This window comes from Acidovorax sp. FG42 (genome assembly GCF_057809195.1).
Genome location: NZ_JBMDJM010000019.1, coordinates 1 through 11628, shown reverse-complemented (window position 1 = coordinate 11628; position 11628 = coordinate 1). Strand labels below are relative to the sequence as shown.

Below are 11628 nucleotides of genomic sequence, written 5' to 3'. Positions count from 1 at the left end.
GTCACAGTTATACCGCGCGCTGGTGTCAGCCGCCCTGACGGAGCGCAGTGCGCCGCATCTCACCTGCCTTCTTCACACCTCACACATCACAAAGTCTGCCTTGCCAACATTGCATTCGGGGCAGCGCCAGTCGTTGGGCACGTCGGCCCAGCGGGTGCCGGGCGCGATCCCATGGTCAGGCAGGCCTGCAGCCTCGTCGTAGATCCAGCCGCAAACGGCACACATGTAGATTTTCATGGCGTGGTTCCTTCGTCATGGGGTTGGGCGTCAGTCGTCATCGTGGTGCCGCTGGCGTTCGGTCGATGTGCCGTTGGCCACCCATCCGCTGGGCGACTGCTGCCACTGCCAGGCGCCAAAGGTCAGGGTTGCGATCAGCAGCAGGGCGGCGAGCCAGGTGCGGTTCTTGGGGACCAGGTCGGGCCCCTTGCCCTCCACCCGGCCGGTGAGCATGGGCAGGGCCTGGTTCTTGCGGCGCAGCACGCTCAAGCCAGCAATCAGCGCGATATGGGCCAACACCACAAACAGAAGAGCGTTGCCGAAGAACTCATGCACTTCTTCCATCGCTTCGCCCATCCAGTTGCCACCCAGCGCAGCGCCCCAGTCGTTGTACGTGGCGTAGCCACTGAGGGTGAGGGGCACCACCAGCGCCAGCAGCAGCACGATGGCCAGCGCCATCAGCAGGTTCTGGCCCTGGCGCCAGTTGATTTGCGTGACCGATGTGGCCTGGGGCAGGGCGCGCAGCCATGCGGGCGCCCCCGCCAGCTTGCGCCCCAGCAGGCCCAGGCCCGAGGTGCGTGGCCCGAAGATGCCATACATCAGGCGAAAGCCCAGCAGCCCCGCCATGGTGTAGCCCAGTGTGACGTGCAGCAGCCGCCAGTGCTCGCCATCGGCCGTGGCGTAGGCCCCGGCAAAGCACAGTGCAAACAGCCAGTGGAACATGCGCGTGGGCGCATCGGTCACCCGGCGGCTGGGGGCCTTGGCGGGTGCGGGTTGCGCCGAGGCGTCGGCGCGGTGGAGGGTAGGTGTGTTGTTCATCGTGTTTTCCTTGATGGGACGCAGGTCAGATTTACCGCTCTCAGTCGTTCCAGGCGCGGCGTGAGCGGGCATCCAGCCCTACAGGCATGCGCAGGTTGTGTTCGTCAAACTGCCCCTGGTCTGCGCCTGTGTGGCAGGCCGCGCAGTTGGCGGCGCTTTTCACGCTGGCGAGCTTCCAGGTGGCGGGTTCGATCTTGCGGTGCTTGCGTTCAAACCAGGCCGAGCGGGTGATGCGGTCCTCGGGTGGCTCTTCGTTCACGCGCTTATAGGTGCCGGCGTGGGCCTGCAACCACTGGTTGAGCTGGCGCACGGTGGCCGCGTCCAGCGATGCGTCGGTGCCGTAGTGGTTGCCCAGGCCCGTCATCACGCGGTTCCACGACGCTGCGGGCAGCAGGCCGGGCGGGTAGGCGGTGTGGCAGGCGGCGCATTCCTGCGTGTAGGCGTTGGGCACATTGCGGGGCATGGCACGCCCGCTGTCCGCGTTGGCGCTGGAGAGGGACAGCAGGGTCAGCGCGCACGCAGCGGCGGCCAGGGCTGCAGGGCGTAATGGGACTGGTTTTTTCATGGTGTTTTTAGAGTCTGTTCACGATCTCCCAGGGGTCGCGCAGCGGTCTTTGCGGGGTGGGATGCAAGGCGCGGTGCGCTGCCAATAGCCTGTGCTATTGGCAAGCGCCGCAACGCCGCAGACCGTCCGCAAAGACCACTGCCCGAAGGGTTGGAGCGAAATCGGGCGATTGGACGCCCCGGCTGCTTGCATGGGCATGAGCCCATGCGGCGCATCCGAAGCACCCGCTCATCCCGATTGCGCTCCAACGCGGCCCCTGGGAGGTCGTGAACAGGCTCTTAGGGCTTGAGGGCGTTGAGGTAGACCAGCACGTCGGCCTTTTCCACTGCCGTGCATTCACGGCTCAGCACGTCGTTGCAGTTGCGGCGGAACCACTTGTCCACCTTGGCGGTGTCGGTAAAGGCCTTGGGGTTGAAGGCTGGGGCCAGGGGCGCAATCGGCTTGCCGGTGCTGGCATGTTTGCCCTGCGCGGTGGGCGGTGTGCCGTGGCAGGATGCGCAAGACCACTCGCCGCCATGGCGCGTGTTGAAGAACACTTTGCCCTTGTCGGCGTTGCCGGGGCTGCCGGCCTGCTCGCTCCAGTGGGCAAGCTGTTGGGCGGCTGTGGTGTCGGCGGCTTGGCTCGTGCCAGCGGCCGCCAGTGCGCATAGCGCGGCCAAGGTCAGTGTGCGAAGGGAAGTCATGCCAGGGTCCTCGTGGGTTTTTTCTTGTGGGGCCATTGTTGAAATCCCTGTCTGAACGGCGCGTGAAAGGTCTGTTCATCGGCTGTTCAGATTTCGCGCGGGACAATGCGGCCATGTTTTTCTCCTTCCTTCCTGTTCCAGCGGGCCACCCAGACTGGCGCTCGCGTCTGGCAGCCTGTGTGCTGTGCGCTGCCGCACTGGCCATGCCACCCGCCGTGGCCAGCGGCAAGGACGACCATGACCGCGCCCGTGAGGCTGTGCAGGCGGGCCAGGTACTGCCGCTGCCCACGGTGCTGGAGCGCCTGCAGCGCGAGGTGCCCGGCCAGGTGCTGGAAGTGGAGCTGGAGCAGGAGCGCGAGCGATGGATTTACGAGATCAAGCTGCTGACGCCTGCCGGGCAGTTGACCAAGGTCAAGCTCGATGCGCGCACGGCCGAGGTGCTGCGTGTGCGGTCGCGAGAATCGCGCGAAGATCGGCTGCGAAGCCGGGACAATCGCTGACACCCTTCCGACCCTAACACCTCCATGCGCATCCTGCTGGTAGAAGACGACACCCTGCTGCGATCCCAGCTGCGCACGGCGCTGCAAGGCGCGGGCTACACCGTGGACGAGGCCGACAACGGCCGCGATGCGCAGTTTCTGGGAGAGACCGAGGCGGTGGATGCCGTGGTGCTGGACCTGGGCCTGCCGGTGGTGGACGGGCTCACAGTGCTCAAGCGCTGGCGGGCTGCGGGGCGCAACATGCCGGTGCTGATCCTCACCGCGCGCGACAACTGGCACGAAAAAGTCGCAGGCATCGACGCCGGTGCCGATGATTACCTGACCAAGCCCTTTCACCTCGAAGAACTGCTGGCGCGCCTGCGCGCACTCATCCGCCGCGCCAGCGGGCAGGCGTCGGCCGTGCTGCAGTGCGGAGACTGGTCGCTGGACACCCGCAGCGGCCGCGTGACTTGCGCGGGCCAGCCGGTGACGCTGACAGCCCATGAATACAAGGTGCTTGACTACCTGATGCACCGGCCCGGCGTGCTGGTCTCGCGCGCCGAGCTGACCGAACACATCTACGCGCAGGACTTTGACCGGGACTCGAACACCATCGAGGTGTTTGTGGGGCGCCTGCGCAAAAAGATGTCGCCCTCTGCCGGTTCGTCGGCGGATCCGGCGGCTTCGGCCCGCATCGAGACCGTGCGTGGCATGGGCTACCGCTTGGTGCCGCCATGAGCGTGCGTGGTACGTCACCTGCGCCGCCTGTGCACTGGTCCCGGTCGTTGCGGGTGCGGCTGCTGGCCGTCACGCTGGCGGGGGTGGCCGTGGCCATGGTGCTGGCCGGGCTGGTACTGAGCGGGTTGTTCCGCGAGCATGTGCAGCAGCAGTTTCAAGCCGCGCTGCAGCTGCAGCTGGACCAGATCACGGCGCGGCTGGAGTTTGATGCCCAGGGGCAGCCGGTGATTGCGGCCGAGGCGCTGTCGGACCCGCGCTGGCTCAAGCCCTACTCTGGCCTGTATTGGCAGGTGGATGCCATGGCGCCCGACGGGCGGGAGCGGGCAGGGGTGTTGCGCTCGCGCTCACTGTGGGACACCAGCCTGGCGCTGCAGGTGGATGCGTTGGCCGATGGCGCCGTGCATGTGCACGAGATGACCGGACCGCAGGGCGCGCCTTTGCTGGTGCTGGAGCGCACGGTGCGCGCAGAGGGCGTGCATGCAGCGCGCTGGCGCTTGATGGTGGCCGCCGACCTGCACGCCACGCAGGCGGCCACCGCCCGGTTCACGGGCGTGCTGGCGCTGTCGCTGGCGGTGCTGCTGGTGCTGCTGGCCGCCGCCGCCTGGGCGCAGGTGGCCTTGGGGCTCAAACCCCTGCAGGCGCTGCAGCGTGCGGTGCAAGACGTGCAAGAGGCTCGCGCTTCGCAATTGCAAGGCAGCTTCCCTGCCGAAGTGCAGCCACTGGTCGATGATTTCAATGCCGTGCTGCGCCGCCATGGCGAGGTGGTGGAGCGCGCACGCACCCAGGCGGGCAACCTGGCCCATGCGCTCAAGACGCCCCTCACGGTGCTGGACAACGCGGCCCGTGCGCAAATACCCACCCATGGCCCGGAGCTGGCGGCGCTGGTGCGCGAGCAGGTGGTGGTGGCACGCAGGCACATCGACTGGCACCTGGCGCGGTCGCGGGTGGCGGCGTCGGCGCACTTGCCCGGGCAGCGCACCGCGCTGCAGCCGGTGGTGGAGGGCCTGGTGCGCGTGATGAACAAGGTGCATGCGGACCGAGCGCTGGACATTACCGTTGCGCCGCCTCCGGTGCCGTTGTTCTTCGCGGGCGAGGCGCAGGACCTGCAGGAAATGCTGGGCAACCTGCTGGACAACGCCTGCAAGTGGGCTCGGTCCGCAGTGCGCTTGCAGGCGCAGCTGCTGCCCGCAGGATCTGAACCTGCGCAGCCCCAACTGGTGGTTGCGGTGGAGGACGACGGCCCTGGCATTGATGCCGCGCAGCGTGCACAAGCGCTGGAACGCGGTGTGCGCCTGGACGAAACCGTGCCCGGAACGGGGCTGGGTCTGGCCATCGTGCAGGACCTGGCGGCGTTGTACGGCGGGCGGCTGGATCTGGAGCCTGCAGGCCTTGGCGGTTTGCGGGCGACGCTCACCCTGCCGGCTGCAAACGCTCATTGAGCCGCAGCGACCCTCGCTGCGAAGTGCCCCAAAAAACTGCCAAAGTGGGATGCACAGAAAAAGCCCGCCAAAGCGGAAATCCATGAAAAAAGCCCGCCAAAGCGGGCTAAGGCCCTGACAAATTCCCCTGAATTCTGCAAAGCCTTGGAGTAATGAAAACAGGTTATCACCGTCTGCGGTGTTTGACCACTCCTGTTGTGCAAGCGGCGTTCAGTGCCTGCTTTCCACGCTGTTTTGCATGGCGGTCTGGGCCACAGCGTTCAGGGCGTTGTCCACCACGGTCTGCTCGGCCAGAACCTGCAGGTAGCCTTGTTGCAGCAACCGGTCCAGCAGCCGCAGGGTCATCGACTGGGTGCGGCCCGAGGCGCTGGTGAACAGGAACAGGTTGCCGTGCGAGCCGATCCAGGAGAGCTGCGTGCGCTCCCACTGGCCCGCCACCTGCAGGTTGACCCATGTGCCCACGGTGATGGTGGACGCGGGCAGCTGCAGGGGCGCAGCGTTGCTGGGTGCAGCCTCGGGTGCAGAGTCTGCGCCTTCGCTCTCGGGGGATTGCGAGATATCGATATAGCCGGACTCCCGGGCCTCGGAGGGGGCCACCCAGGGATCGTCGTCGTCGAGAGGGGCGGGTTGTGCTGGCTCTGCAGCGGGCGTTGCCATCGGTGCTGCAGTGACCGGTGCAGCAGGGGCTGGCGCCGCGACCCTGGGCCCGGGGGTGAAGGCCTGCTGGTGCAGCTGCATCAGCAACTCGAAGACAGCCTCTGTGCGGTCGGCAGGGTAGTCGATGGATGCCAGGCCCTCGCGCAATTTGGGCAGCAGTTTGGGCAGCAGGCGGGCGAGCTGGCCGGTGTTGGCGCGCGTCAGCTCGGGTTGCACGCTCCAGATCAGCGCGTCCACCAGCTCCTGATAGCGGCCCGGGTCTGTTGTGCCGGGTTTGGCTGACAGGCGTGCCTCGGCCATGACCTGGGCCCAGGGGCCCAGCAGAAAGCGGGAGATCGCATCGGGCACTTTGCCCATGCTGGGCAACAACCACAGCTCGCGGGATATCTGTGCGGCCAGCAGGTGGCGCTGCTCGGCATGCTGCAGGGCCTCGATCGCGCGCTGGCGCTCCTGCTTGAGCGCCTGGTCTTTCTCGGCCCATTTGGCGTGCAGCTGCTGCAGCACCTGCTCAAAGTCATCAGCGCTTTCAATGGTGGCGGTGGCCAGCGGCCCCGCAATGTGCATGAGCGACCGCATGAAGCTCTGGAAACCCGGGGCTTCGGGGCTGTTGAAGGCCTGGCTGCGGTCGGCGATGTCTTGCAGCAGGCGGCGGGCGGCGTGCTCCTTGTGGCTGAAGAAGCGCGGGTCGGACAGCGCCAGCTGCATCAGCGCCGGCTCCAGCGCGCGGATGAACTGTTGCACCGGCCACAGCAGCCGCGTGTCGCGCGCAATGTTGTCCACCATCAGCGCCACCACCTCCATGCTCAAGGCCTGGCCCAGGCCCTGCACCTGCGCCCGCTGCGCGGTAGCAGGGTGGCCGTCTGCGCCAGGGGCTGCTGGCGTGCGTGGCGTGCCCAGGCGCTCCATCATCTGGCCCACCTGGTTCATCTCTTGCAGCGCCTCAAACGCTGCAGGCACCGTCATCGCAAAGTCAGTGGCTGGTGGGTCGATGTGCGGCAAGCCTTGTGCCGGGTCTTCAAACTCCCGCGCAAACCGCTCTGCAAACGATTCCTGGCTGTCGTTGGCCGGGGCATGTGTTTCTGCAGGTGCGGCTGCGTCATTGAACTCGCCCAGCAGCAGGCGGCGCAGGCGGTCCAGCGTCAGCAGCGGGTCGCCCGCGCTGGTGGACGACGCCACGTACAAATCGTTATCGGCGGCGAAGCCGGGGGACACCCCGGCCTCGGCCGGCGCCACATAGACCACCTCGCCCGTGGCCTGCCGCATGGCATAGCCCACCGGCTTCACGCCGCTTTGCTTGAGCTGGTCGATCTGCGCCAGGTACAGGCTGCGCAGCTCGGTACCCAGTGCCTGGGCCATCAGCCCCATCCAGTCGTGGCGCACCTGGGGCGTGACCTGCATCTGCGACACCACGGACTGCAGGGCCTGCAAGAAGACGTCGGGGCGCAGCGGGTTGTGTTCTGGCTGCACCCGGGGCAGGCCTTGTGCGGCGCAGACCAGTGCGTCCAGGTCAGCCAGGGGACCTTCCACGGCCGTGACGAGCACCTGCCGTGCGCGGGCTCGCTCCACGCTGTCGTTGATCTGCGCCTCGTCCATCAGTTCGAGGTCGTCAAAGTTCACGGTGAACAGGGAGCGCGTGGGCTTGACGTCGCCTTGCGCGGTGTCCTCGTCCAGGGCCTTGCGCATTGCGTCGGGATAACGCTCGGCCATCACCGAGGCCAGTCGCACCAGTTGCTGGCGGGCCTCCTGCATGGCGTTGTGCTCGCCGGGGGTGCGTGCACTGTCTAGGCGCGCTTGCAGGGACATGCGTGTGGTCTCTATCACGCGTTCCACCACAGGCCGGGCCTGGGTCAACGCGATCTGGACGATGCGCTGCTGGGGGGCAACGATGCTGCCGGTCGGGACGGTGGCGGACGTGTTGTTGTGTGTCAAGGCCATCTTCAGTGGGGCGGCGGACCGGTGGCTACTGCAATGGATGCAATGTTACGCGTCAAAAAGGGGCCAGAGGCCCCTTTTTGACGATGGTGGGGCGGTTTTACCCGCCGTGGAACTTGACCACCAGCGGCACGATGAGCAGTGCCACGATGTTGATGATCTTGATCAGCGGGTTGATGGCCGGGCCAGCCGTGTCCTTGTAGGGATCGCCCACGGTGTCACCGGTCACGGCGGCCTTGTGCGCCTCAGAGCCCTTACCGCCGTGGTGGCCGTCTTCGATGTACTTCTTGGCGTTGTCCCACGCGCCACCGCCGGTGCACATGCTGATGGCCACAAACAGCCCGGTGACGATGGTCCCCATCAGCAGGCCCCCCAGCGCCTTCGGGCCCAGCAGCAAGCCCACCCCAATCGGCACCACCACGGGCAGCAGGCTGGGGATCACCATTTCCTTAATGGCAGCGGTGGTCAGCATGTCCACGGCCTTGCCGTATTCGGGCTTGCCCGTGCCGTCCATGATCCCCTTGATGGTGCTGAACTGGCGGCGCACCTCCACCACCACGGCGCCTGCGGCGCGGCCCACCGCTTCCATGGCCATTGCGCCGAACAGGTACGGGATCAGCCCGCCAATGAACAGGCCCACGATGACCATCGGGTCCGACAGGTCGAAGCTCACGGCCCGGCCATAGGTTTCCAGCTTGTGGGTGTAGTCGGCAAACAGCACCAGTGCGGCCAGGCCGGCGGAGCCGATGGCGTAGCCCTTGGTCACGGCCTTGGTGGTGTTGCCCACGGCGTCCAGCGGGTCGGTGATGTCGCGCACGCTGCTGGGCAGCTCGGCCATTTCGGCAATGCCGCCCGCGTTGTCGGTGATGGGGCCATACGCATCCAGCGCCACCACAATGCCCGCCATGCTCAGCATAGACGTGGCCGCTACCGCAATGCCATACAGGCCGGCCAGGCCGTAGGCCACGATGATGGCGGTGCACACAAACACCACGGGCCAGGCCGTGGAGCGCATCGACACGCCCAGGCCCGCAATGATGTTGGTGCCGTGGCCGGTGGTGGATGCCTGGGCGATGTGCCGCACGGGCGCGTATTGCGTACCGGTGTAAAACTCGGTGATCCAGACCAGTGCGGCCGTCAGCACCAGGCCGGTAGCGCAAGCGCCAAACAGCCGCAGCTGCGAGCCCGTGGCCGTGACGGCATTGTCCGGCATGATCCACAGCGTGACGAAGTAGAAGGCAATGAGTGACAGCACGCCCGCAATCGCCAGCCCCTTGTACAGGGCGGGCATCACGTTCTTCATGCCGGGCGAGGCCTTCACAAAGAAGCAGCCGATGATGGACGCCACGATGGACACGGCGCCCAGCGCCAGCGGGTACACCACGGCATTGACCTGGGCCGTGGCTACCATCAGGGCGCCCAGCACCATGGTGGCGATCAGCGTCACGGCATAGGTCTCGAACAGGTCGGCCGCCATGCCCGCGCAGTCACCCACGTTGTCGCCCACGTTGTCGGCAATCACGGCCGGGTTGCGCGGGTCGTCCTCGGGGATGCCGGCCTCCACCTTGCCCACCAGGTCGGCACCCACGTCAGCGCCCTTGGTGAAAATGCCGCCGCCCAGGCGCGCAAAGATCGAGATCAGCGACGAGCCGAATGCAAAGCCGATCAATGGGTTGAGCAAGGTGGCCAGGTGGGCCGTGGGCGTGTGGTTGCCGTTGCCTGCCAGGAACCAGTAAAAGCCCGTGACACCCAGCAGCCCCAGGCCCACCACCAGCATGCCCGTGATGGCGCCGCCCCGAAACGCCACGTCCAGCGCCGGGCCGATGCCGTGGGTGGCCGCCTGCGCGGTGCGCACGTTGGCGCGCACCGACACATTCATGCCGATGAAGCCGCAGGCGCCCGAGAGCACGGCGCCCACCACAAAGCCAATCGCCGTGGTGCCGTCCAGAAACACGCCGATCAGCACCGCCAGCACCACGCCGACGAGGGCAATGGTCTTGTACTGGCGGGCGAGGTAGGCGGCTGCGCCCGCCTGGATGGCGGCGGCGATCTCCTGCATGCGGGCGTTGCCCGGGTCTTTGGAAAGAATCCAGCCCCGGGCCCAGATGCCGTAGGCCACCGCGATGAGCCCGCAAACGAGGGCCAGGATGAGAGGGGATGTCAGTGCTGAACTTGCAGCCATTCAATTCTCCTTGGTGTGTTGCACGGAGGGGGACCAACGCATCGGTGGTTTCCCCGCTGCGTTGCTTCCTCGTGCTACCCATGCGTTTTGCGCAGGAGCCGATTGGCCAACGGACCCAATTTACAGGCAAACGCCGGTTTGCAAGCGGGCAGAAAGGGGCGTGCGCCTAAAATCAGGGTTAATCCCGACGCTTCGTTGCGCTGCATCAGTGCCGAAGGCCTCGCGGGTTATCGTCAACAAACCACTATCCAAAGACATGTCCCTCAACAACGTCCCCCCAGGCAAGAACGTTCCTGACAGCTTCAACGTCGTCATCGAAATCCCGATGAACGCCGACCCGATCAAGTACGAAGTGGACAAGGAATCGGGCGCCATTTTTGTGGACCGTTTCATGACCACCGCCATGCACTACCCCACCAACTACGGGTATGTGCCGCAGACGCTGTCGGGCGACGGCGACCCGGTGGATGTGCTGGTGATCACGCCTTACCCGCTGTTCCCCGGCGTGGTCGTGCCCTGCCGCCCCCTGGGCATTCTGATGATGGAAGACGAGGCTGGTGTGGATGGCAAGGTGATTGCCGTGCCCACCTCCAAGATCCTGCCCATGTACGACCACTGGAAGACCATCGATGACGTGAACGCCATGCGCCGCAACGCCATCGCCCACTTCTTCGAGCACTACAAGGACCTGGAAAAGGGCAAGTGGGTCAAGGTGCTGGGCTGGGAAGGCATCGACGCTGCCAAGAAGGAAATCACCGACGGCATCGACAACTACAAGAAGTCGCAGGCCTGATAGCCCTTTGGGCGATTTCTGCCCGTAGCGCTGGTGTGATATGCACCAGATGCTATCAAAATAAAAGCACGCCATCCACCTCGGGTGGCGTGTTTTTTTGTGGGTAGCACCCTGCCAGGGTAGGGAAAAGCCGCGCCATGTGCGGCTGGGCGCGCTGATAGACTGCATTTTGTTACATGGCTGCGGCTGTTCCGGTGTTTCGAGGTACTTTGAGGTGATTCATGAAAATTTCTGATCTGCGCATTGGCGTCAAGCTGGCGGCGGGTTTCCTGGCGGTGGTGTTGCTGACCGCCTTGCTCGGCGCCATTGCGCTGGTGCAAATGTCCCGCATCCACGCCAACGCCGAGGAGATCGCCACCAACCTGCTGCCCAGCGTCACGCAAACGGGCGAGCTGCGCGTGCTGCTCAACCGCATGCGCCGCGCAGAGGCGGGCATGGTCGGCGCGCGCAGCGCGGCCGAGGTCAAGGCGTTTGCCGAGCAAGTCGCCGCGCGCCACAAGGACCTCAGCCGCGTCGAGGCGGTCTACGAGCCGCTCATCGACATGCCCAAGGAACGCGAGGTATTCAACGCCTACAAGACCCGCAAGGCGGCCTATGTGGCTCTGCAGGACAAGCTGGCAGACATTGCCAAGGGCGTGGACTTCAGTACCGCCGAGACCATGGAGCTGACCGCTGACGCCTTGAGCATGCTGTATTCGGGCGAGTCGGAGTCAGCTTTTGTGGCCACTGCCGAAACGCTGGGCGAGCTGCAAAAGATCAACTCAGAGGCCGCCTTGCAAGCCAACGAGGAAGCGAAAACGGTGTTCAATGTGGCGCGCGCCTGGGTGCTGGGCACGCTTGCGCTGTGTGTGGCATTGGCCGCCGTGCTGGGCGTGGCCATCACCCGCGCCGTGACCCGTCCGGCCCACCATGCGGTGTTGGCTGCCCGCGCCATTGCAGATGGCGACCTGGCGACTGAAGTGCCTTCGGGCGGCAAGGATGAAATGGGCCAGCTGCTCAACGCGCTGGGCGACATGCGGGCCAATCTGGCGCGGGTGGTGTCGGGCGTGCGCCAAAACGCCGAAGGCGTAGCCTCAGCCAGCGCGCAGATTGCCTCCGGCAACAACGACCTGAGCGCGCGCACAG

Annotated in this window: 11 protein-coding genes; 5 read left to right on the top strand and 6 right to left on the bottom strand. The window is 65.9% G+C overall.

Going from position 1 to position 11628, the window contains the following annotated elements:
• Positions 1 to 72: 72 nt before the first annotated feature.
• The 4 genes from ACODSM_RS18110 to ACODSM_RS18095 all read right to left on the bottom strand — a co-directional run bounded on the left by ACODSM_RS18110 (position 73) and on the right by ACODSM_RS18095 (position 2283).
• Entirely contained in the window at positions 73 to 237 is a 165-nt protein-coding gene (locus ACODSM_RS18110; RefSeq protein WP_291445642.1) for a rubredoxin, read from the bottom strand.
• 30 nt (positions 238 to 267) lie between these two features.
• A complete protein-coding gene (locus ACODSM_RS18105) occupies positions 268 to 1035 on the bottom strand; it encodes a cytochrome b/b6 domain-containing protein (protein WP_488806433.1) in 768 nt (255 codons plus the stop codon).
• A gap of 40 nt (positions 1036 to 1075) precedes the next feature.
• The gene (locus ACODSM_RS18100) at positions 1076 to 1600 is read right to left on the bottom strand and encodes a diheme cytochrome c (RefSeq protein WP_488806432.1); all 525 of its coding nucleotides are present in this window, start codon (positions 1598 to 1600) and stop codon (positions 1076 to 1078) included.
• 278 nt (positions 1601 to 1878) lie between these two features.
• The gene (locus tag ACODSM_RS18095) at positions 1879 to 2283 is read right to left on the bottom strand and encodes a DUF1924 domain-containing protein (RefSeq protein WP_488806431.1); all 405 of its coding nucleotides are present in this window, start codon (positions 2281 to 2283) and stop codon (positions 1879 to 1881) included.
• A 113-nt stretch (positions 2284 to 2396) separates the two neighbouring features.
• Here ACODSM_RS18095 and ACODSM_RS18090 point away from each other — a divergent pair, with 113 nt between their 5' ends.
• The 3 genes from ACODSM_RS18090 to ACODSM_RS18080 are packed head-to-tail and all read left to right on the top strand — an operon-like array spanning position 2397 to position 4939.
• Complete coding sequence (locus ACODSM_RS18090; protein ID WP_488806430.1) at positions 2397 to 2783, top strand: PepSY domain-containing protein; 387 nt, start codon at positions 2397 to 2399, stop codon at positions 2781 to 2783.
• A gap of 24 nt (positions 2784 to 2807) precedes the next feature.
• Positions 2808 to 3500 (top strand): response regulator, encoded by a 693-nt coding sequence (locus ACODSM_RS18085; protein WP_488806429.1) that lies wholly within the window; start codon positions 2808 to 2810, stop codon positions 3498 to 3500.
• Positions 3497 to 4939, top strand: coding sequence for a sensor histidine kinase (locus tag ACODSM_RS18080; protein WP_488806428.1), 1443 nt, complete (start codon positions 3497 to 3499; stop codon positions 4937 to 4939). Before ACODSM_RS18085 ends, ACODSM_RS18080 begins: the two co-directional genes overlap by 4 nt.
• A gap of 210 nt (positions 4940 to 5149) precedes the next feature.
• On the opposite strand, the gene ACODSM_RS18075 is transcribed toward ACODSM_RS18080, so the two are convergent.
• Complete coding sequence (locus tag ACODSM_RS18075; protein WP_488806427.1) at positions 5150 to 7531, bottom strand: DUF1631 family protein; 2382 nt, start codon at positions 7529 to 7531, stop codon at positions 5150 to 5152.
• A gap of 97 nt (positions 7532 to 7628) precedes the next feature.
• Positions 7629 to 9710 carry a sodium-translocating pyrophosphatase gene (locus ACODSM_RS18070; RefSeq protein WP_343734832.1) on the bottom strand — a complete coding sequence of 694 codons (2082 nt, stop codon included), beginning with the start codon at positions 9708 to 9710 and terminating at the stop codon, positions 7629 to 7631.
• Between the two features lie 256 nt (positions 9711 to 9966).
• Between ACODSM_RS18070 and ppa the strand changes: the two genes are divergently transcribed.
• Positions 9967 to 10503 (top strand): inorganic diphosphatase, encoded by a 537-nt coding sequence (ppa, locus tag ACODSM_RS18065; protein ID WP_015013642.1) that lies wholly within the window; start codon positions 9967 to 9969, stop codon positions 10501 to 10503.
• A 221-nt stretch (positions 10504 to 10724) separates the two neighbouring features.
• The coding region (locus tag ACODSM_RS18060) for an MCP four helix bundle domain-containing protein (RefSeq protein WP_488806426.1) at positions 10725 to 11628 on the top strand (904 nt) is incomplete at its 3' end.